Source organism: Gammaproteobacteria bacterium, assembly GCA_032250735.1.
Lineage (GTDB): Bacteria > Pseudomonadota > Gammaproteobacteria > SZUA-152 > SZUA-152 > SZUA-152.
Genome location: JAVVEP010000005.1, coordinates 62,846 through 85,104 on the forward strand (window position 1 = coordinate 62,846; position 22,259 = coordinate 85,104).

Annotated in this window: 17 protein-coding genes and 2 riboswitches; of the genes, 8 read left to right on the forward strand and 9 right to left on the reverse strand. The window is 61.1% G+C overall.

Going from position 1 to position 22,259, the window contains the following annotated elements:
• The first annotated feature begins 123 nt into the window (after window positions 1-123).
• Entirely contained in the window at window positions 124-2,172 is a 2,049-nt protein-coding gene (locus tag RRB22_04585) for a thioredoxin domain-containing protein (protein ID MDT8383672.1), read from the forward strand.
• 12 nt (window positions 2,173-2,184) lie between these two features.
• Here RRB22_04585 and RRB22_04590 read toward each other — a convergent pair whose 3' ends face one another.
• The 9 genes from RRB22_04590 to gcvT all read right to left on the reverse strand — a co-directional run bounded on the left by RRB22_04590 (window position 2,185) and on the right by gcvT (window position 14,128).
• Complete coding sequence (locus tag RRB22_04590; GenBank protein MDT8383673.1) at window positions 2,185-3,939, reverse strand: diguanylate cyclase; 1,755 nt, start codon at window positions 3,937-3,939, stop codon at window positions 2,185-2,187.
• Window positions 3,940-4,135: 196 nt separating this feature from the next.
• On the reverse strand, window positions 4,136-6,112 hold the full coding sequence (locus RRB22_04595; GenBank protein ID MDT8383674.1) for an LTA synthase family protein: 1,977 nt from the start codon (window positions 6,110-6,112) through the stop codon (window positions 4,136-4,138).
• A gap of 78 nt (window positions 6,113-6,190) precedes the next feature.
• On the reverse strand, window positions 6,191-7,123 hold the full coding sequence (locus RRB22_04600; protein ID MDT8383675.1) for a carbohydrate kinase family protein: 933 nt from the start codon (window positions 7,121-7,123) through the stop codon (window positions 6,191-6,193).
• A 93-nt stretch (window positions 7,124-7,216) separates the two neighbouring features.
• On the reverse strand, window positions 7,217-7,600 hold the full coding sequence (locus RRB22_04605; protein MDT8383676.1) for a diacylglycerol kinase: 384 nt from the start codon (window positions 7,598-7,600) through the stop codon (window positions 7,217-7,219).
• 1 nt (window position 7,601) lies between these two features.
• On the reverse strand, window positions 7,602-9,101 hold the full coding sequence (gene gcvPB, locus RRB22_04610; protein MDT8383677.1) for an aminomethyl-transferring glycine dehydrogenase subunit GcvPB: 1,500 nt from the start codon (window positions 9,099-9,101) through the stop codon (window positions 7,602-7,604).
• 41 nt (window positions 9,102-9,142) lie between these two features.
• Entirely contained in the window at window positions 9,143-11,023 is a 1,881-nt protein-coding gene (locus tag RRB22_04615) for a DUF3413 domain-containing protein (protein MDT8383678.1), read from the reverse strand.
• 90 nt (window positions 11,024-11,113) lie between these two features.
• Window positions 11,114-12,472 carry an aminomethyl-transferring glycine dehydrogenase subunit GcvPA gene (gene gcvPA, locus RRB22_04620; GenBank protein ID MDT8383679.1) on the reverse strand — a complete coding sequence of 453 codons (1,359 nt, stop codon included), beginning with the start codon at window positions 12,470-12,472 and terminating at the stop codon, window positions 11,114-11,116.
• A gap of 95 nt (window positions 12,473-12,567) precedes the next feature.
• A complete protein-coding gene (gcvH, locus tag RRB22_04625) occupies window positions 12,568-12,963 on the reverse strand; it encodes a glycine cleavage system protein GcvH (GenBank protein MDT8383680.1) in 396 nt (131 codons plus the stop codon).
• 37 nt (window positions 12,964-13,000) lie between these two features.
• The gene (gene gcvT, locus RRB22_04630; GenBank protein MDT8383681.1) at window positions 13,001-14,128 is read right to left on the reverse strand and encodes a glycine cleavage system aminomethyltransferase GcvT; all 1,128 of its coding nucleotides are present in this window, start codon (window positions 14,126-14,128) and stop codon (window positions 13,001-13,003) included.
• A 77-nt stretch (window positions 14,129-14,205) separates the two neighbouring features.
• Window positions 14,206-14,298, reverse strand: a riboswitch (glycine riboswitch).
• Window positions 14,299-14,421: riboswitch (glycine riboswitch) on the reverse strand. It lies immediately after the preceding riboswitch.
• A 370-nt stretch (window positions 14,422-14,791) separates the two neighbouring features.
• Here gcvT and RRB22_04635 point away from each other — a divergent pair.
• The 7 genes from RRB22_04635 to RRB22_04665 all read left to right on the forward strand — a co-directional run bounded on the left by RRB22_04635 (window position 14,792) and on the right by RRB22_04665 (window position 22,242).
• Window positions 14,792-17,638: a hypothetical protein gene (locus tag RRB22_04635; GenBank protein MDT8383682.1), complete on the forward strand. Its 2,847-nt coding sequence runs from the start codon at window positions 14,792-14,794 to the stop codon at window positions 17,636-17,638.
• A 544-nt stretch (window positions 17,639-18,182) separates the two neighbouring features.
• Entirely contained in the window at window positions 18,183-18,941 is a 759-nt protein-coding gene (locus RRB22_04640) for an SH3 domain-containing protein (protein MDT8383683.1), read from the forward strand.
• Window positions 18,911-19,567, forward strand: a complete 657-nt coding sequence (locus RRB22_04645) for an outer membrane beta-barrel domain-containing protein (GenBank protein MDT8383684.1) — start codon at window positions 18,911-18,913, stop codon at window positions 19,565-19,567. The genes RRB22_04640 and RRB22_04645 overlap by 31 nt, the downstream gene beginning before the upstream one ends.
• 146 nt (window positions 19,568-19,713) lie before the next feature.
• Window positions 19,714-20,193, forward strand: coding sequence for a TlpA disulfide reductase family protein (locus RRB22_04650; GenBank protein ID MDT8383685.1), 480 nt, complete (start codon window positions 19,714-19,716; stop codon window positions 20,191-20,193).
• A 35-nt stretch (window positions 20,194-20,228) separates the two neighbouring features.
• Window positions 20,229-20,447, forward strand: a complete 219-nt coding sequence (locus tag RRB22_04655; protein ID MDT8383686.1) for a DUF4266 domain-containing protein — start codon at window positions 20,229-20,231, stop codon at window positions 20,445-20,447.
• Complete coding sequence (locus RRB22_04660; protein MDT8383687.1) at window positions 20,434-21,639, forward strand: DUF3570 domain-containing protein; 1,206 nt, start codon at window positions 20,434-20,436, stop codon at window positions 21,637-21,639. The genes RRB22_04655 and RRB22_04660 overlap by 14 nt, the downstream gene beginning before the upstream one ends.
• 54 nt (window positions 21,640-21,693) lie before the next feature.
• Entirely contained in the window at window positions 21,694-22,242 is a 549-nt protein-coding gene (locus RRB22_04665) for an AraC family transcriptional regulator (protein MDT8383688.1), read from the forward strand.
• Window positions 22,243-22,259 lie beyond the last annotated feature (17 nt).

Sequence of the window (22,259 nt, forward strand, 5' to 3'; positions counted from 1 at the left end):
CGCGTACGCGGGATACAAACCGCCTGGACGTGATCTGTACCGTCTTGTCTTTGCAGGGCTGTCTGCTACCGTGTTTTACTCAGCGATGAAACGTGAAGTACCCATTATTGCCGGAGTGTCTCTGTGGCCAATCGTCTCATCCATCAAACCAGCCCCTATCTGCAACAGCATGCCCACAATCCGGTGGACTGGTATCCCTGGGGCGAGGAGGCGCTGAGCCGCGCGCGCGCCGAGAACAAACCGATTTTGCTGTCGATCGGTTATTCGGCCTGCCACTGGTGTCATGTGATGGAGCACGAGTCGTTTGAAGACGAGGCCATCGCCGCGCTGATGAACAGGCACTTCATCAATATCAAAGTGGACCGGGAAGAGCGCCCGGACCTGGACAAGATCTATCAGTTTTCCTATCAGTTGCTGAATCAGCGCGGCGGCGGCTGGCCGCTGAACATGTTCCTCAGCCCGGAGGATCACACGGCCTTTTTCGGCGGCACCTATTTTCCGCCGGTGCCGCGCCATAATCTGCCGGCCTTCAGTGAGATATTGCAGCGGGTGGCCGAGTTCTATGATCAGCATCCCGACGATATCCGCCAGCAGAATGCCTCGGTGCAGGAGTATCTGCAGCGTGCGGCGCAGGGCGGCGGCGCCGATGCGCTCGATGCCGTGGTGCTGGACGAGGCCCGGCGCCAGCTGCAAAAGGACTACGACGCGCAGTATGCCGGGTTTGGCGCGGCGCCCAAATTTCCCCATCCCACCAATATCGAGCGCCTGCTGCGCCACTGGTCATCGACCGGACGCAGCGATCAGCAGGCCCTGGAGATGGCGCGCAGCACCCTGCAGGCGATGGCCGCGGGCGGGATCTACGATCAGCTGGGCGGGGGCTTCTGTCGTTACTCGGTCGACGCGCAATGGATGATCCCGCACTTCGAAAAGATGCTGTACGACAACGGGCCGCTGCTGGCGCTGTATGCCGATGCCGCCGCGGCCACCGGTGATGAACTGTTTCGGCGGGTCGCCGGGCAGACCGCCGACTGGGTGATGCGGGAGATGCAGGCCCCTGAGGGTGGATACTATTCGACCCTGGATGCCGACTCCGAGGGTGAGGAGGGAAAATTCTACGCTTGGCATCTGCCCGAGGTGCAGCAGCTGCTAAGTGATGATGAATATGCCATCGCCACGCGTCACTACGGCCTGGATCGCCCGCCGAATTTTGAGGGGGGCTGGCATCTCCACGTGGCCCGCAGGGTGGAGGATATCGCCGACGAGTTGCAGTTAGACGTGGCGAACGTGCGACAGCGCCTGTCCGACGCGCGGCAAAAACTCTTCGCCGCGCGGGAGTCGCGGGTGCGCCCCGGGCGCGATGAAAAGATCCTCACCAGCTGGAATGGCCTGATGATCAAGGGCATGGCGGTGGCCGGGCGTCGACTGGCTTGCCCGCAGTACCTGCAGTCGGCGGAGCGGGCGCTGGATTTTGTGCGTGACAGGCTGTGGGTCGACGGCCGTCTGCTGGCGACCTGCAAGGACGGCAAGGCCCACCTGATGGCCTATCTCGATGACTATGTGTTTCTGGCCGACGCGATCCTGTCGCTGCTGGAGGCCCGCTGGAGGGATGAGGATTTCGCGCTGTTGCAGGCGCTGATAGAGGTGGTGCTGACGCATTTCGCGGCGCAAAACGGCGGCTTCTATTTTACCGCCGATGATCATGAGCGGCTGATCCAGCGGCCGCGCCCGTGGATGGACGAGGCCACCCCCTCCGGCAACGGCGTCGCGGCACAGGTGCTGCTGCGGCTGGGCGTGCTGCTGGGAGAGACCCGCTATCTCGCCGCCGCCGAGGCGACGCTGCGGGCCGGCTGGCGGGATATCCAGGGCTTCCCGCAGGCCCACAACGCCCTGTTAACCGCGCTGGAGGAATACCTGTACCCGCCCGAAACGGTGATCCTGCGTGGCGCCGGGCCGGCCCTGGCGGAATGGGTCGCGGCGCTGGCCGCCGATTACGCCCCCCGCCGCCTGACGCTGGCGATCCCCGCCGATGCCGCCCCGCTGCCCGGAGCCCTGGCCGGCTATGAGGCCACTGTTGGCAAGGACGCGGAAGTGAGTGCTTACGTCTGTCGCCAGGGGGCGTGTCTGGCGCCGGTCTCTGCGCTGTCGGCACTGCGGGAGAGCCTGCGGGGGTAAGGGCTTGGGAGACTAGACTGGATGGGCCTCTGCGATGCGGTTGCGTCCCAGGCGCTTGGCCTCATACATGGCGTCATCCACGCGCCGCAGCAGTGCCTCGATGTCGTGGCATTGCTGGTGGTTGTCGCAGTTCACCAGACCGATGCTGACCGTGGCGTGCAGGGTCTTGTCCGCATACACGAAACGATGCCGGTCGATGGCCTCGCGCAGTTGCTGCGCGCATTGACGGCCGATCTCGATATCGGCGCGCAGCAGCACCACAAATTCGTCGCCGGCATAGCGGGCGGCGACATCGCTGGCGCGTAGATTCTGTTGCAGCAGCTCACCGATCTGGATCAGCACGGCATCCCCGGCGGCATGGCCCTGCTGGTCGTTGATGGTTTTGAACTGGTCGATGTCGAGCAGCAACAGGCACACCGACTGGGGGTCATTCTGGCGGCGCGAGGCGAGTCCGGCCATCACTTCCTCGAAATGGCGGCGGTTGGCCAGCTGGGTGAGGTGATCCACCTTTACCAGGGCCTCCAGTTTGTTGTTGGCCTCGCGCAGTTCGGCGGTGGCCGCCTCCACGCGCCGCTGCAATGACTGGTTGAGCCGGTCCAGCTCCTGGCGTGAGCCGATGAGCCGTTTCACCGCACCGCCGAAGGCCTGGCCCAGTTGCTGTATCTCACGCGGCGCATAACTGCGGGGATGGGGCAGGCGATATTCGTAGTTATTCTCCTGTAGCCCACGGCCGGCCAGCACCAGCTGGTTGATCGGCCGGGTAATCCAGCGGGCCAGCGAAAGGCCGATGATAACCGCGACACAGAGCCCCGCCAGGGCCCATTCGAGTTCGGCGCGCAACACCCTCGCGACCTGGGCCTCCACCTCGGATTTGGGCTGCGGCACCATGATCCCCCAACCATAAACCGGCACCACGGTGTAGCCGGCGACCATGCTTTCCTTCTTGAAGGGGGAATAAAATTCGGTGACACCGGTTTTGCCGTCAAGCATGGCCTGCACGATGTGCAGCCTGGCCAGGCTTTTTACGCTGTCCTGCATCCAGCCGGGGTTGGGGTGGGCAATCACCCGGCCCAGCGGGTCGACGATGGCGGAGTGGCCGTGTTCACCAAAGCTGATGCCGGCGCGCATTTTCTCGATCACCGAGATCTTCAGTTCGGCCACCAGCAGCTGGGTGGCGGCGCCAGCGGCGTCGGGGCGGATCGGCTGGGCGATAAACAGGGTGGTTTTGCCGCTGAACGGATTGCGCACCACCGGGCTGAGGCTGGCCAGGCGCGAGCTGAAGGCGGTCTGCAGGAAGGGGTCGCTGCCGAGATCAAAACCGGGGGACCGTGTGCTGTCCACCGCATAGGGGCTGGCGTGGTTGATCACCTGCAGATCCCGGTCCAGCAAAAATACCGCGTGGAAGCGGCTCAGCCGGTGCAGGCTTTGTTCGAGCAGGGGGGTGCTCTGCCGTCGGTCGGTGGGGTCGGGGAGTTGACTGAACTGTTCGGCCAGCAAGGCGAGGGCGAGGTGGCGGTCATCGATATAGCGGGCCAGCGGGGCGGCCAGGTTTTTGGCCAGCGATTGGTGCTTCTCCTGCACCTCCCGCCAGGCGTTCTCCCAGGCCGCATCGTAAACCTTGAAGCCTAGAATGCTGATGGGGAGCAGGGAGACGGCCACAAAGCTGATCACCAACAGGGTGTTGATGGAAAGCCCCGTGTGCTGGACGGGTGGGCCTGGCCGTGCATCGGTGCCCGTACTGGTATCGATTCCTGAAATCGTCTCCACTCCCTGTGGTCGCTACGGCGAACGATCATGCCGGATTGCGACAGTAAGGTATAGGGTTCGGCGACAAACATCACGGTTGATGCGTCAAATTACCGTCATATGAACCTACGCCCCGCGCTGCCCGCCCACAAGTTCAATGTGCTGATGCGGGTATTAGGGGAGCTTTTGTGGCGGGCTGGTTGGCGGGGCGGGAGAATCAGCGGCTAGGCTGCGCCGGTAGCTGGTAGCGCTGTTCGCGGTGTAGCAGGTCCGGTAACAGCAGGTGGGCGAGGGCGTCGCTGGCCAGTTCGGGGTCGAGGGGGCCGGGCTGGAGCGTGCCTGCCGCGAGTCGATACTGGCGGGCGGGACGCTCCGGTACTTGAATCAGTACCTGGTCGTCCACCTGGTAGGCGTAGGTGGTGCCGAGGTGGTAGATGGCGCGGCCGGGCGCAGCGTCGGGCAGGTCGAGCAGGTTGCGGCCCGGCATGGGGTGGCGCGTGGTGATGCCCAGCAGTCCCAGCACGGTGGGCGGCAGGTCGATCTGGCTGGCCAGGGTGTCGATGCGTTGCGGGGCGGCGCCGGGGGCGATGATCAGCGCGGGGATGTGGTATTTGGCCGCGGGGATCAGGCCGCTGGCGCGGATCTCGATGCCGTGGTCGGCGACGATGAGAAATACCGTGTTGTCGAAATAGGCCTCCTCGCGGGCCTGGCGGAAAAACTCGCCCAGCGCATGATCGGCATATTTGGCCACATTGTTCTGCGTAAACGGCGGCTGCTCGTAGAGCGCAAAGCCGCCCTCGGGGAAGTCGAAGGGCTCGTGATTGGAGAGGGTGAGGAGGATGCTGGCGAAGGGCTGGCCGGTGGCGGCCTGCTGGCGGAACAGGTCATTGGCGGTGGCGAACAGGTCGCCGTCGGAGACCCCCCAGTGATTGCGGTAGCGCGGCTTGTCGATGTCGGCCCCTTCGATAAACCGCTCAACGCCGTTGTAGCTGAGGAAGCGGCGCATGTTGTCGAAATTGGCATCGCCGCCGTACAGGAAGCTGGTGCGGTAGTCATGGGCCTTGAGCAGGGCCGGCAGGGTAAAGAAATCGGACTGGGCAAGGCGCAGCTTGATGGCGCTGACCAGCGGGATGGGCAGGGCGCCGGTGATGACGGACTCCACGCCGCGATTGGTGCGCTTGCCGGTGGCGAAGAGATTGCTGAACAGAATGCCCTGCTCGCTGAGGGCATCGAACTGCGGCGACAGCGGTAGCCCGCCCAGGCTGCCGATGAATTCCGCGCTGAGGCTTTCGGCAAGGATGATCACCAGATTGCGGGGCCGCGGTGGCGGGGAGGCGCTTGATGGGGTATTGGGCCGCTGCGTGTGCACCAGCGGCAGGTGCGGGTCATCAAACGCGGCCAGCGGCAGCAGGGTCTGCCGGCGCACCCGGCGGATGATCTCGGCGCTATCCATGTGCCCATACTGGCGGGTCAGATCCTGTTGCTGGCTGAAGCGGCTGTAAATCGCATAGGCGACGGCATAACTGGAATTAAGGGCTAACTCGTTGGTCAGGGTGTCTTCGGAGAATGCCGCAGTGCCGAGGTTGGCCGGGCTGTCGGTCAGCGATGAGCGGGCACCGAGCACCAGTAAGGCCAGCACCAGCGGCAATGCAAGGAGGCGTTGCCAGTAGGGCCAGGGCCTGGCCGTGGTCATCAGCCGATAGCTGAGGCGCGTGATCCACACGGCGCCGAGCAGCATCAATAACAGGCCGAGAAATAATTCCAGCTTGTAGCTGTGCCACACAATGTCCAGCACCGTATCCGGGTGCGCGAGGTATTCGACGAACAGATGATTGGGCCGTGCGTTATAGACCGAAATGAAGGTGTAGGTGACGGCCTCAAAATAGATGAGCGCAAAACTGATTACCCCGAACAGGCCAGCGAGGGCGGGCTGCCAGTAGCGCCTGCCCACCGAGGGCAGCAGCAATAACAGTGTGGCGGGGAGGATCAGCAGGGCGCTGAGCAGAATGACATCCATCCGCAGGCCGACCGGAAACAGCCACAGTGCCCCATCAACGGCGCTGAGTTCGGCGGCGTGTAAGGCGCTGAGCAGCCCGCGGTTGAGGCTGAAAAAGGCGACAAAAACCCCGAAAAAGCCCAACGCCGCGGCGAGCGGGCCCAGCGGGGAAAGGCGGTGTACCAGTCGGCGCATCATGGGATAGAAACGCCGTTGCGGCGGCCTAAGAGCCTGATGCGGTGATCAACGGATGCGAACAAGGTCCCGTAGCGACCACTAGATCGTCCGCCCAAAGGTGTCACGAAAACGGCAGTCAAAAAGCTCGCGGGTGAATTGATGGTTCTGCGTACCATATTCTTCAATCTTGATGGCGCCCATCAGCGAGGCGATGCGGCCGGTGGTCTCCCAGTCCATGTTATTCATCAGCCCGTATAACAGTCCGGCGCGATAGGCGTCGCCGCAACCGGTGGGGTCGTGCAGGGCGGTGGGGGTGGCGGCGGGAATCTCGTGGCGATGCTCGCGGGTATAAATGAGCGAACCCTTGCCGCCACGGGTGATGATCAGGGCATCAACCATCTCGGCGATCTCGTGGGCGGATTTTCCAGTGCGATCCTCGAACAGCTGCGCCTCATAGTCGTTGAGGGTGATCCAGGTGGCCTGCTCGGCGAAACGCAGCAGGTCGACACCGTCGAACATGGGCATGCCCTGGCCGGGATCAAAGATGAACGGGATGTTGGCATCGGCGAACTGTTCGGCGTGCTGGATCATGCCGTCACGACCATCGGGCGAGACGATGCCGATGCTGACGCCTTGTGCATCGCTCACCCTGTTCTGGTGTGACTCACCCATCGCGCCGGGATGAAAGGCGGTGATCTGGTTGTCATCCATGTCGGTGGTGATGAAGGCCTGGCCGGTGAAGGTGTTGTTGAGCTCGACCACATGCCGGCGGGAGATGCCGCACTGGTCCATCCACTTGGCGTAGGAGGCGAAGTCACGGCCGACGGTCGCCATGGGCAGCGGTTCACCGCCCAGCAGTTTAAGGTTGTAGGCGATGTTGCCGGCGCAGCCACCGAATTCGCGGCGCATGTCGGGCACCAGAAAAGAGACGTTCAGCATGTGCACCTTGTCCGGCAGGATGTGGTTCTTGAATTTATCGGGGAACACCATGATGGTGTCGTAGGCATATGAACCACAGATGAGTGCAGACATGTTATTTCCCTTTGCGGTTATCGGTTGGCGCAGATGTCATGGAGAGCGAAATCGTGAGCGTAGTCGAGAGTGTAATGGAGAATGTAATAAATGTTAAAAGCCGATCGCGGTGGAGGGCGTCAATACGATCAGTCCCCACACGATGACGACATTCAGCAGCGCAATGAAGACCGCGGCGGAGCCGATATCCTTTGCGCGGCCCGAGAGTTCGTGTTGTTCACCGCCGAAACGATCCACCACGGCCTCGATCGCGGAGTTGATGAGCTCGACGATTAATACCAGCAGCAGACTGCCGATCAGCAGGGCGCGTTCGCTACCGGTCTGGCCCAGCCAGAGGCCCAGCGGAATCAGCAGACAGCAGAGCGCCAGCTCCTGACGGAAGGCGGCCTCATGCCGGAAGGCGGCACGCAGTCCCGCCCAGGAATAGCCGGCAGCCCGGAAGATGCGCATGAGTCCAGTGTTGCCGGGCTTGCCCATGTCAGGCTTCGGTGGCCGCGGCGGGCGGGCGGTAACGCAGATCGAGCTCGCGGGCGGCCTTGACGTCATCCAGGCGGCGCATGGGTTGCGTGTAGGGTGCGCCCTTGAGGGTGTCGGAGTCGGTCTCCGCCTCGTGCTGGATGGCGATCATCGCGGCGACAAAGCCGTCCAGTGTCTGCTTGGATTCCGATTCGGTGGGCTCGATGAGCAGACACTCCGGGACGATTAACGGAAAGTAGGTTGTAGGGGCGTGCATCCCGTAGTCCAGCAGACGCTTGGCAAAGTCCATGGCGGTGACGCCCTGCTCTTTGGCCTGACGCTTGAGGGTGAGAATGAACTCATGGGTGGCGCGTCGCTGGGGCAGGGCCATGTCAAAACCGGCCTGGCTGAGCGAGGCCATCAGATAGTTGGCGTTCAGCGTGGCGTAATCCGCGACCCGCGTCATGCCCTCCTTGCCCAGCAGCAGGGCGTAGATGTAGGCGCGTAACAGTACCCCGGCGTTGCCCATGAAGGTGGAAAGGCGGCCGATGCTCTGCGGCAGATCCTTTTCGGTAAGCCAGTAATAGCTGTCACCCTCATCGCCGGTCTTTTTCCCGACCACCGGGATCGGCATAAAGGCTTGCAGACGCTGGCTGACCCCGACCGGTCCAGCGCCGGGCCCGCCGCCGCCATGCGGGGTGGAAAAGGTTTTGTGCAGATTCATGTGGATGACATCGAAGCCCATATCGCCGGGCTTGACCTTGCCGAGAATCGCATTGAGATTGGCGCCGTCGTAGTAGAGCAGGCCGCCGGCCTCATGCACGATGCCCGCGATTTCCTTGATGCGGCGATCGAACACCCCGAGGGTGGAGGGGTTGGTGAGCATGATGCCGGCGGTCTGCGGACCGACCGCCGCCTTCAGCGCATCCACGTTGACATCGCCGTTGACGTCGGTGGGAATTTCCCTCGCGACATAACCACACATAGTGGCCGTGGCGGGGTTGGTGCCGTGGGCGGCGTCTGGCACCAGGATTTCGGTGCGCGCGGTGTCCTGTCTGGCGTCATGATAGGCGCGAATCATGGCGACGCCGGCAAATTCACCCTGTGCGCCGGCCATGGGCGTAAGTGATACGGCGGTCATGCCGGTGACGTCCTTGAGAATTTCCTGCAGATCCCACAGACAGCTCAGGTAGCCCTGGCCATGCTGCACCGGCGACAGGGGGTGACGGTTCAGAAAGCCCGGCAGCATGGCCAGCGAGTTACAGGCGCGCGGATTATGCTTCATGGTGCAGGAGCCGAGCGGATAAAAATGCGTATCGATGGAAAAGTTTTTCTGCGACAGGCGGGTGTAGTGGCGCACCGCATCCATTTCGGAAACCTCCGGCAGTTGCGGCGGACTGTTGCGCAGCAAGGCGGCAGGGATATCGCTGAACTGCGCCGTGCTGCGCTGGGTGTGTGTGGTGTTGACGCGTCCGGGCCGGGAGAGTTCAAAGATCAGGGGATTGTGCTTGCTGTCGTGCATATGTTTTGCCTGCTGGATTGCTAAATTGAATGTGGATGTAACTATTTACTGTAAAAGCGGCTCATCTCGTTCATAACTGAGAGCATCTGTGCATTGGGTAGCTGTGCGTCGGGAATGCTGCGGTATTGATGGTCCAGAATATCCACGTTGCCGAATTCATCGACCACGGTAATTCGTTCAGCATCCATTACCGCAAACTGGTTGTAGTTACTGAGTAACAGATAAGGGCCGGGCGTGCCGGTGAGTAGATGCCGACCGTTGCTGTAGTCGCGCAGATCGTTCTCGCAACCCAGCACTTCCTTCATTAAAGTGGGCGAGAGATCAAAGTGGCTGGTCTGTCGATCGAAGCGCTGTGGCGCCTTGCCGGGCCAGCGGATGACCAGTGGCACATGGGTCTGCCAGGGCGAGAAATTACTGTTATGCCCCCAGTAGTTGAGCCGGTTGTCGTTGAACTCCTGGGCGTGGTCTCCGGTGATCACCAGCACGGTATTGTCCAGCAGCTTGCGGGATTTCAGTTTGTCGATGACCGGGGCAATCAGGCTGTCGACGAAGTGGACGGAGTTGCGGTAACGATTAAAAAAGGGCGTGCGGTCGTAGTCATTGTTCAGGGCGACGTAATTGACGGTCTTCAGGCTGGGCTCAAAGGCCAGCGGGTAGTCACTGGGAAAATCATAGGCGTGGGGCGCGTCAAAAAACAGGAAGCCGAAGAATGGCGACTGGCTGTCTTGCGCATCGAGAAAGGCCAGAAACTCATCGCGGCTATTCTGGTCCCGCTGATGCGGCGAGTTGCCGCTGGATTGCAGGCGCAGCTTGTCGACCTGTGCAAATACCGTGCGATCAAACTCGGGGCTGAAAAGCTTGGCGCTGGCGAAAATGCCCAGCTGATAATTCTGGGCGATGAGCTGGTTGATGAATTCGGCGCCGCGCTGTTCCGCGAGCATGGCGTGCCAGTAGGTGCCGGGCAGGCCATAAAACAGGCTGAAGATGCCGGTGCGGGTGGAATTGGCCGGGCTGTAGTGCTGGTCGAACACCAGCGACTCCTGCGCCAGGCGATGCAGGTTGGGCGTGGCCTCGCTGGTCAGGGTGTCAAAGCGCCACGAATCCACCACGATGTAGACGATGTTGAGTGGCGCAGTCGCCGCCGTGCAGTGCAGCGGTTTTTTGGGATAGTCGAGCGCGCTGCTGCTGTCGACCTGGCCCAGCAGGCTGGCGGCCTTGGGATCGGCCCAGCCATTGTCGATAAACCAGCGATCCGCGGTGAGCGGTTTGTAGGCGGGCAGGAAGCGGATCTGTTTGGTGATGGGCGTGTAGCTGTTGGCATCGGCCCAGGCATAGAAGATATTTTGCGCGAGGAAGATGGCCAGCAACGGCAGGCTGACGATATAACCCAGTGAGCCGCCGGGGGTGGCGATTACAAAGCGCCAGATGCGCTGGCTTAACCATAACTGGAGGGCGATGAGCGCCACTACAAACAGGCCCAGCATGGCCCACAAGAATGCCGAGAAGGTAAAGATCTCTTCCGCCGCGCCGCCCAGCAACAGGTTCATCACCATGCCGTTAAAGTGGAAGCGGTATTGATGGAAGATGAAGGTATCCAGCGTGATGCCGGTGATCAGCACCAGCGCCAGCCCGATGCCGAGCGCAAAGATGAAGGGCTTTTTCGGCACCAAAAAAATGGGCAGGAACAACAGCGCGGCACAGACAAAGGCCACGGAAGAAAAGTGACCGATAAACGCCAGGATGCTGAAGGTGATCGCGTGTTCGCCAGCGGGAAACTGCACCGCGCCCAGATAGCGCAGCGCAATCAACAGGGCAATCAGGCTGTTGGCGAGAAAAAACCAGCCGGCCCAGCGCAGCAGCTCGCCGCGGCCTGGTGGCGTTGCGGCGGGACTGATGATGTGGGTTTTTGCGGAAGACGACATGTTTGGCAATTGATAGTTAGGCAACGGATAGTTAGGCGATGGGTGCTCAGGCGGCGTGTGTCGGTGGAATGACTGCCGGCACGCTGCGGACTAGCCAAGCACCTTGCGTAAGGCGGCGGCAAACTGTTCGATATCGGCATCGGTCTTGGTCTCGGTGGCACACACCAGCAGCGCATTGCCTAGCTCCGGGTAGTCTGCTGCCAGGTCGAAGCCGCCGAGAATGCCCAGGCGATCCAGTTCGACCAGCACCTCGGCGGCCGGTTTGGGCAGCCGGAGTACGGCCTCGTGAAAATACGGGCGATTGAATATCAGCTCGACGCCAGCGATGGCGCCCAGGGCCTCGGCCAGCTTGCGGGTGTTGGCGTGGCTGTGGGCCGCGGTCTGCTGCAATCCCTGCTGGCCGACTAACGCCAGATAGATGGTGGCGGCGGTGGTCAGCAGGCCCTGGTTGGTACAGATGTTGGAGGTGGCCTTGGAGCGGCGGATATGTTGTTCGCGGGCCTGCAGGGTCAATACGTAACCGCTTTTTCCTTCCAGGTCGGTGGTGCGTCCGATGATGCGGCCGGGCATCTGGCGTACATGTTGCTGCGCGCAGCACATGAAACCGAAATAGGGCCCGCCGGAGGCCAGCGGCGCGCCCAGCGGCTGACCTTCGCCACAGACGATGTCGGCGCCCTCGCCGTTACCCCATTCACCGGGCGGCTTGATCAGGGCCATGGCGGTGGGATTGACCACCGCGATCACCAGGGCGCCGTGCTGTTGCGCCCAGTCGGTGAGCGCATCGGCATCTTCCAGGCTGCCGAAAAAGTTGGGTTGTGGAATCACCAGCGCGGTGATGTCGCCGGGCTCGGCCGGCAGGCTGGCCGGGTCGATATGGCCACCCTGCCTGTCATAATCCACTAATTCCAGTTTGATACCCTGATGCCGCACGATGGTGTTGACCACGCTGCGATAGGTTGGATGCACGGTAGCGGGCATCAGGATGCGTTTGGATTTTGATTTGCGGTTGGCGCGCACGGCCATCAGTACCGCCTCGGCCAGGGCGGAGGCGCCATCGTATAGCGAGGCATTGGAGACATCCATGGCGGTCAGCTCGGCCATCATGGTCTGGAATTCATACAGTAGCTGCAGGGTGCCCTGGCTGGCCTCGGCCTGATAGGGCGTATAGGCGGTATAAAATTCACCGCGGGTGGTGAGCTGCCATACGGCGGCGGGGATGTGGTGCTCGTAGGCGCCGGCGCCGAGAAACGACAGCGGTTGCGTGTCTTTGGCGGCACACTCCTGCAGCAGGCGGTTGACGGCCATTTCGTTGCGCCCGGCGGGTATCCTGTCCAGCGATGTGGCGCGCAGCCCGGACGGGATTTCATCGAACAGGTCTTCGATGCTGTCGGCGCCAATCGTTGCGAGCATTTCGCGGGTATCATCGTCGGTGTGGGGGATAAATGGCATTGCAGTGTCTACTTTATGTTGGAGTTTGGAAAGGACGGAGCGCTGGTGTCTTGCTGAGCTTTGTCTAGCTAAACTATATTTAGCTGAGCTATGTCTTAATGCTCTTCGTCGGCGATGAATTCGGCATAGGCCTCGGCATCCATCAGCTCGTCGACCTCACCGGCGTCCTCGGGTTGCATTTTGAACATCCAGCCGGTGTCAAAGGGATCCTGATTGATGGTTTCAGGGGTCTCGGTCAGGTCTTCATTGATGGCGATGACCTCGCCCGAAATCGGGCTGTAGACATCGGAGGCGGCCTTTACCGATTCCACCACGGCGCATTCGTCGCCGGCGGTGTAATTGGCCTCGATCTCGGGCAGTTCAATAAACACCATGTCGCCCAGCAGCTCCTGGGCGTGGTCGGTAATGCCGACGGTGACGCTGCCATCGGCCTCGGTGCGTACCCACTCGTGGCTTTTGGTGTATCTCAATTCATTTGGCACGTTGCTCATGGCAATCTCCTGTTTGTTTTGTTTGGCTTATTAATGGTTATTCTGTGCAGGCCTTGCCATTGCGGGCAAAGGGATATTTTACGATACGGGCGGCCAGTTGCTTGCCGCGGATCTCTACCTGACAGCGATCCTGCGTGGTCGCCGGGACCCGGGCCAGGGCGATGGATTTGCCCAGGGTGGGGGAAAAACTGCCGCTGGTGATTTCGCCCTCGCCCTGCCCGGTGACCACCCTTTGGTGGGCGCGTAACACGCCGCGGTCCTCGAGGATCAGGCCCACGAGCCGGAAGGCGGGTCCGTCGGCCCGCTGTTTTTCGAGGGCGGCGCGACCGATGAAGTCACGCTCCTGAGGTTCGAAGGCCACCGTCCAGCCAAGGCCGGCCTCCAGTGGGCTGATGTCTTCATTCATATCCTGGCCGTAAAGGTTCATGCCCGCCTCCAGGCGCAGGGTGTCGCGTGCACCTAGCCCGATGGGGTGGACGCCGGCGGCGAGCAGGGCGTCCCAGGTGGCGCCGGCCTGCTCGGCGGGCACCATGATTTCATAACCGTCTTCGCCGGTGTAGCCGGTGCGGGCGACGTACCATTCGCCGCATTCGATGGCAAAAAAGGGCCTGAGTTCCCGCGCGGGATCGAGCGTTGCGCCGAGCGCGGCGTGGGCCTTGTCGCGGGCGTTGGGTCCCTGCACCGCGATCATCGCCAGATCGTCACGCTCGCGGATCTCGACCCCGCTGCCCTTTTTGTTGGCACTGATGGCCTGCGCGGTAATCCAGGCCAGGTCCTTGTCGCGGGTGGCGGCGTTGACCACCATGCGATACCAGCTGTCATTCATAAAATAGACGATCAGGTCGTCGATGACCCCGCCCCGCTCGTTGAGCAGGCAGGAATACAGGGCCTTGCCGGGGGTTTGGGTGCGGGCCACGTCGTTGGCAAGCAGATGGCGCAGGAAGGCGGTGACCCCGGCGCCGGTGAGGTCCAGTACCACCATGTGGGAGACGTCAAACATGCCGGCGTCCGTGCGCACCTGATGGTGTTCCTCAAGCTGGGAGCCGTAATGGATGGGCATCTCCCAGCCGGCAAAATCCACGATTTTGGCATTGGCGGCGAGATGCCGGTCGTACAATGGCGTGCGTTGGGGCGTGCGCTGGACGGCTGATAGTGCCTGGGACATGCGGGTTAACCTCTGGTGTCGTGGCACGGTGTTGTGGCACGATTTTTAAACAAAAAAGTGGCGGTGTCTGTCTGTGTTGCCACCCCTCTGTCCGTGGTGCCTGAGAGCTTGAGCCCCTTCGGCGGACTGTTTGGCCTGGGCGGCCTCAGTCTCTCTCCAGAGTCAGCTATTGTCGGTCTGCGGTCCATTTGCCTGAGCGATTCCGGGCGGTTGCGCCTTCGGCGGTGGTCTCGGCCCTTGCGACGTCTATCGCCAACAGAGGATCGGGTTCCACACTCTCCCGCAGCGATATTCAGCTGAAGCGCGGATTATACTGCCAGTGAAAGGGAAAAACCAAGACGTGCCGGGTGTCGGCGAGGGGTGTATCGCAGTATTGGCGGAACGAAATTGCGGGTGATGGCGTGTTGAAGGTGAGGATATCCGGAATCAGGCAGATAAAGCTTATGTGAGTGGTTCCCGCTATAGCCATGGAGGGTTGTGTCAGGCCTATCTCAGAGAGTGTTTGTGACTGATTTCTCGGTAAAAATCCGGCGGCGGGTTTATTAATGGCATTGGTAATGGCATTGGCGTCTTTAGTCGGGGCGTGGCTCTGGATGTGGTGGCTAACGTGGTGGCTAACGTGGTGGGTAACGTGGTGGGTAAATAGGTAGATAGGTGACGGATGTGTTGACGGATCATAAGAGCAACCAGAAGAGCAACCAGAAGGACAGCCCGGTATTTTTCGCCATGCGCCGGGTGCTGTCGGCGCTGGTGCTGGTCGGCCTGGCGGCCTGCGGCGTCGAGGGCCAGGATCAGACGGTGGCCGATTATGCCATCGCCTACATCAAGCGGCCGGTTGCGACACAGCTGGATCCCGATACCAACGAGCTCGTGCTGGTCCAGCCCGATGTGCGCGAGGCCATTGAGTTCAACGAGGGTGGCGACGTGTACCTGCGGGAACGCGCCTCGCCCTCGGCCAGCGAGCGGAATATCACCCTTTGTCTGACCGACCTCGATGGTGATGGCATCGGTACCGGTGATGTGCGTGACCTGGAATCCTCCTATGACGGCAGCAAGCTGATCTTCTCGCTGCGGCTGGAGGACCTGACCAACGGCGATGACATTCCGAAGTGGAATATCTATGAATATGACATCACCGTGGGAGGGTGCCCGACCCGGGTGATGGCCTCCGACAGCCTGGCGAACAAGGGTAACGATGTCGCGCCGGCCTACCTGCCCGATGGCCGCATCGTGTTCAGTTCCAGTCTGCAACGGGCCACGGGCGCGATCCTGCTCGACGAGGGCCATCAGCAGTTTCAGCCGCTGGACGAGAGCCAGAACGAGCCCGCCGTGGTGCTGCACGTGATGAGTGCCGACGGCGAAAACGTCAAGCAGATCTCCTTTAACCAGAGCCATGACCTGGATGCCAGTGTGCTGGCCAGCGGCGAGATCATCTTTTCGCGCTGGGATCACATGGGTGGGCGCAATGCCATCAATCTCTACACGGTGCGCCCCGACGGCACCGAGCTGAAGGCGCTGTATGGGGTGCATGATCACGCCGTGGGCACCGCGGGTAGCACCGTGCAGTATATGGCGCCGCGTGAATTGCCCGACGGGCAGATCCTGGTGATGATCAAACCCTTCACCGGTTCGGCCGGTGGTGGCGCCCCCGCGCGGATCAACGTGGCGGAATACGCCGACAACACCCAGCCTACCTGGCCCTACCAGCCGAGCGGCCTGAGCGGCCCGGCCCAGGTCCCGGCCATCGCGCAGGATGTCCGTACCGATGGCAGCATCTCACCCGCCGGACGTTTCCGCTCGGTGTATCCGCTGGGGGACGGTTCCAACCGCGCCCTGGTCAGCTGGTCGCAGTGCCGTCTGCATCCGACCGATCCGCTCACCGGACTGCGCCTGCCTGATGCCACTCCCACCCCCTGTCCCGACACGATCTCGGCGGGCGCCGCCGAGGCCCTGCCCGTCTACGGCATTTATGTCTATGACCTGGACAGCAACACCCAGCTGCCCGTGGTGGTGCCGCAGGAGGGTGTGATGATCGACGAGCCGGTGGTGCTGGCGCCGCGTGAGCGGCCGGTCGTACTCTACGATAAGACCCTGGGTTTTGAGCTGAACGCCACCCTGGGTGATGAAGGCGTGGGCCTGCTGCATATCCGCAGCGTTTACGATTTTGATGGCAGCTTTAACGCCCTGGGCGGTGCGGCGGCCGACCTGGCCGAGATGGCCAATCCCACACTCACCGATGCGGATGCGCGCCCCGCCCGTTTCCTGCGCATCGTCAAGGCCGCCTCCATTCCCGATGACGATGTCTATGATTTTGACAACACGGCCTTTGGTGTGAGTCGTCAACAAAAGATGCGCGAGATCATCGGTTACGCGGCGGTGGAACCGGACGGCTCGGTGCTGACCAAGGTGCCGGCCAACGTGCCCCTGGCCATCAGCGTGGTGGACAAGGACGGCCGTCGCATCGGCGGGCGGCATCAAAACTGGATCCAGCTGCGGCCTGGCGAGAGCCTGCAATGCACCGGCTGCCACACCCATACGGTGACCGCCCCGGCCCTGCCCCTGCCGCATGGCTACAGCGATGGGCCAACGCCGTTGAATGCCGGCGCGGCGACCATCGGGGGTGAATATCCCGGCGCCACCTCCGATGTGGATCCCGATCCGATGGTGGTGGGTACGGTGACACAGGTGATGGGCGAGACCATGGCCCAGGCCCGCATCCGCACCCTCTGTGAATCGACGCCGGGCCTGGGCGACATCAACTATGCGCAGATTGCCTGTCCGCAACTGAGCCCCAACGTAAACCCGGTGTTTAGCGACGTGTGGGCCAGTGGCGCCATACCCGATGTGACCAACCAGCGTTACGACGACACCACCGCACCGGCCCTGACCAGTATCCCGGCCAGCGCCGCCTGTCAGGCGCAATGGAGCGCGCGCTGTCGCACCGTCATCCATTATGAAACCCACATCCACCCGCTGTGGGGCACGCCGCGTACCGATGCCTCGATGAATGATCGCACCTGTACCCTTTGCCACGCCCGCTCAGACCTGGCGATGGCCCCGCGGGTGCCGGATGGCCAGCTGGATCTGAGCGATGGCCCGTCCAGCGACGAGCCTGACCATTACGAGTCCTACCGGGAGTTGTTGTTCCAGGATATCCAGCAGGAACTGGACGGCACCGGCGCCCTGATCGACAGCACGGTGGATCAGCTCGTGCAGGGCACCGATGCCAATGGTGACCCGCTGTTTGAGGTGGATCCGGTGACCGGGGCCTTGCTGCTGGACGGCGGCGGAAATCCCATCCCGGTGCTGGTCACCATACAGGTGCCGGTACCGGCGCCCGCCCCGGCCATGTCGGTGAACGGTTCGCGGTCCGGCAGTTTCATGGGCAAATTCCTGGCAGGCGGCAGCCATGCCGGTGACCTGACGCCGGCAGAGATGCGCCTGATTGCCGAATGGCTGGACATCGGTGCCCAGTATTTTAATAGCCCGTTCGCGGCGCCCGAAGACTGATGGTGAAACGGCACAGGCGTGTGGCTCGACACACCGCCGTGCTGGCCGGAGGCCTATCGAGCCGCTAAGATAGCCGACACAAATCGCCGCTAGGGTCGTCGCGACATGATTGGAAGGGAATCCTGTCGGACTGCGTTGCGTGATGTTTAACCGGGCCGCCCTCTGGCCGGCCCCGGCCCCTCTGAATCCTTAATCGATGACCTGAATCCGTGGTTTAAACGTGGATGCATGGTGCGAGATATTGGTTTCACAGGGGTTTCAAAAAATCTCAGCTTCACCCTTAGGTTAAGCGGGCATTTTTTGATCCGCTGTGAAACCAAGAGCTTGTGCCAGGCGCCGCGGTTAAGCCTCGGATTCAGGTCGATGATTGGCCGGCCTGTGATCACTCTCACAGGCCGTTGAATCAATACGTAATACAAGCCAGATAACAATCAAGAAATGGAATGCGTCGCCGCTGATTTGATAGTGAAAGCCATAGTGAAAGCCATAGCGAAACCCGGTGTGAAAACAGGCAGCCTGAAGTGTGATCGACCATCCTGTGTGGATGAGACGTAGGCCTGTGCGCGCAGGATGGTGTCTGCTGCTGTTGCTGATCACGGGCCTTGTCACCGGCCCGGTCAATGCCGAGGAGCTGTATCCCGAGGTTAAGGTAGCGCAGGCCTATATTGAACTGCACACCGGTCCGGGCGAGGGGTTTCCCATTTTTCATGTGGTCGATCGCGGCGAGTTTGTCGAGGTCATCAAACGCAAAACGGACTGGTTCAAGGTGCGCACCGCCGAGGGTAAAACCGGATGGGTGGAGCGGGCGCAGATGGAACAGACCGTCATGCCGGGTGGCGAGCTGACCGAGTTCGCCGATGCAGCGATCGGTGATTTCAGCAAGCGTCGCTGGGAGGCGGGTCTGGTGGGAGGGACCTTTAACGGCGCGCCGGTGATTACCCTGTATGGCGCCTATGTGTTGAACCCCAACCTGTCGGCGGAAGTGTCGGCCTCCCAGGTGAGCGGTGAATATGCGAGCAGTGTGCTGGCGAACCTCAACCTGGTGTCGCACCCCTTTCCCGAATGGCGTTATTCGCCGTTCTTTACGCTGGGCGTGGGGCAGATCCAGACCCAGCCGAACGTCACCCTGATCCAGGCGCAGGACAGCCAGGATCTGACCGCGCACATGGGCCTGGGCATAAAGATTTATCTCACGCGCCGCTTTATCCTGCGCGCCGAATACAAAAACTACGTCGCCTTTTCCAGTGATGACGATAACGAGGAGTTTGAGGAATGGAAGGCAGGCTTCGCATTCTTTTTCTAGGCCGGCTGCTGTCCGGCGCATTGCTGTGCAGTGCATCAGCCATGGCCTGGTCGGCCGATGGGGTCGCTCAGGAGCAGGTGATCCAGCCTGAGGTGGAGCGTCGCACCATCGATATCGACAAGATCGACACCGAGGATTTCGAGATCGGCGTGTACAGCGGCCTGTTGAGTGTCGAGGACTTTGGCACAAATCTGGTAGTAGGGGCGCGCGCGGCCTACCACGTCACCGAGGATGTGTTTTTTGAGGCGGCCTACGCCAAATCCGATACCACGGAAACCAGTTACGAGCGCCTGAGCGGCGGCGCGCCGCTGTTGACCGACGCCCAGCGCGAGCTGACTTATTACAATATCTCGGTGGGTTACAACCTGTTTCATGGCGAGGCCTTTGTCGGCAGGGGCTGGGCGTTTAATACCGCCCTGTATGTGATCGGCGGGGTGGGCAATACCCGCTTTGCCGGCGATGACCGCTTCACCATGAACCTGGGCACCGGTTACCGGTTTCTGCTGACGGACTGGCTGGCGGTGCACCTGGATGTGCGCGATCACATTTTTGACATCGATCTGCTGGGTGACGCCAAGACCGCCCACAACCTGGAGACCCACGGCGGCATTACCGTGTTTTTCTAGGTGCGCAGATTCAACAAGCTTTTATGACGTTTCGTAGCTGTAGCGAGGTAATCAGGATGTCTCTTTGTAAAGTGCGGTTTAAAGTGCAGTTTAAAGTACGTTTTAAAGCACTGTTTAAAACATTGTTAAACACCGTAAGCAAACCAATGACGCTATGGATGACGCTCGGCCTGTTGTTGGCGCCGGTGGCCCAGGCCGAGGTGCTGGAAGGCAAGGCGCCGGACTTCACCCTCAAGTCCCGTAGCGGTGAAAATATCAAACTCAGCGAGTTGCGCGGCGACGTGGTGATGATCAACTTCTGGGCCTCGTGGTGTGCGCCGTGTCGCCAGGAAATGCCGCTGCTGGATGCGATGTATAAAAAATACAGCGATCTGGGTTTTGTGCTGCTGGGCGTCAATGTGGAAGAAGACTCCTCCAAGGCCGGCGAACTGTTACGCGAGGTGCCGGTGAGTTTCCCGGTGTTGTATGACAACAGGAATGATGTCACCAAACTGTACAAGGTGGTGGCCATGCCCAGCACGGTGATGGTGGATCGCGACGGCAATATGCGTTATTTGCATCGCGGCTATTTGCCGGGCTATGAAGAAGAGTATGTCAGGCAGATCAAGGAACTGGTCAGGGAGTAGGCCCAATAAATGATGTTAGGTAACGGTGCGCCGATATGAAAACCTGTCTGTCCATCATGCTGCTGTTGTTGGGTCTGTCCGCCTGCAGTATCGAGCCCTGGGTGAAGCCCTATGAGCGCGCCAATCTGGCGGACCCGATCATGAGCTTTGATCGCGATCCCAGTGCGACCTCCTATATCAATCATGTGCACGAGGCGCGGGAATCGTCGCGCGGTGCCGAGAGCGGACAGGGTGGCGGCTGTGGTTGTAACTAAGGCCTCCTCCATATTCTCAGCCATAAGCCCAGGCCAACCGGCCGGCAAACGCCCCGGCCGTTTTCAGTGGGGCCTGCTGGCGGTCGGCGTGCTCGGCTTCTGTGTGCCGCTGATGGCCGCGGTGCTGCCGGAGGATCGGGCGGATTTCCTGTATCACTCCTATAGTGGTGGTGGGCTGGTGGTGAATGGTCCGTCGATTCTGGCGCGAAAAAAGATCGGCAAGTCGGTGTCGATGTGGGGCAAGTACTATGTCGACTCACTCACCAGCGCCACCATTGATGTGGTCTCCGCCGCCAGTGAATATCACGAAGAGCGCATAGAAAAATCCGTCGGCGTGGATTATCTGCACGACAAGAGCACCCTGAGTCTGGGTTATACCAACAGCGCCGAAAACGATTTTGTGGCCAACACCGTTAACTTCGGCATCAGTCACAGCCTGTTTGGTGATCTCACCACCGTGTCGCTGGGTTATACCCGGGGTCTGGACGACGTGACGAGTTCAGTGGATCCCAACTTTTCCGAAAGCGCGGAGCGGTCCAAATACCGGCTGGGGATTTCCCAGGTGCTGACCAAAAACATGCTGATGGGCATGACCTTTGAAACGGTGACCGACGAGGGTCATCTGGAGAGCCCCTATCGTCGGGTGCGCTTTCTGGATACCTCGGCGGCCACCGGGGTGGCCTATCAGGGTGAGGAATATCCCGAGACCCGCACCAGTCACGCGCTGAGCATCAGCGCCCTGTATTATCTGCCCTATCGTGCAGCGATAAAGGCCGAGACCCGTTTGTTCACCGACACCTGGGGCGTCAATGCCAGCATGTATGAGCTGGGTTACGTGCACCCGTGGAAACAGCACTGGATCTTCGAGCTCCGCTATCGCGCCTACCAACAGGATCAGGCGGATTTTTACAGCGACATGTTTAATCGGATCTCGGAATTTAACTACCATGCGCGTGACAAAGAGCTGAGCACGCTGAACACCAGCTCCATCGGGCTGGGCGCCAGCTATGAGTTCGGCGACAAGTCGTGGCGGTTTATTGATAAGGGCTCGGTCAATCTGATGTATGACCGTTACCAGATTGATTATCTGAATTTCCGTAACGAGCTTGCCGAGGGCTATGCGCCCGGCACCGAACCGATGTATAGCCAGACGGCGGATGTGGTGCGGTTTTTTGTCTCGCTGTGGTACTAGTCAACGTGAGCAAGGTGCGCCAGCGGCGCGCCCCATAATGAACGGGAGCATTTTGTGAAATCTCTATACAAATATCTGATCGCTATGCTGGCCATACTGTTGATGTCCACCGCGCTGAGTCTGGCGGCACCGGCTGCCGGGGAGGAGCCAGCGGACACCCGGACACTGGACGCGCGTGTACAGGAGCTGAAAAAAGAGGTGAAGGCCCTGAATCGCGACCTGTTCATTCTTGAGGAGGAGCTGCTGTTTCCCGCCAGCACCCAGCTGGCCCTGTTCCTGTCCATCGATGTCGGTGAGTTTTTTCGGCTGGATTCGGTGCAGGTCAAGATTGATGACACGGTGGTGGCCAATCATCTGTACACCCAGCGTGAGCTGGGCGCCCTGGAGCGCGGCGGTGTACAGCGCCTGTATATCGGCAACGTGAAATCCGGCGAACACGAGCTGGTGGCCAGTTTTCGGGGTCCCGGACCCAACAATCGGGAGTACCGTCGGGCCACCACGGTTAAGTTCACCAAGGGCTCGGCGGCGAAATTCATGGAACTCAAGATTCTGGATGTCTCGCGCAAGCTGCAACCGGAATTTGTCGTCAAACAGTGGGAGTGAAAGCCCCGGCTGACGGA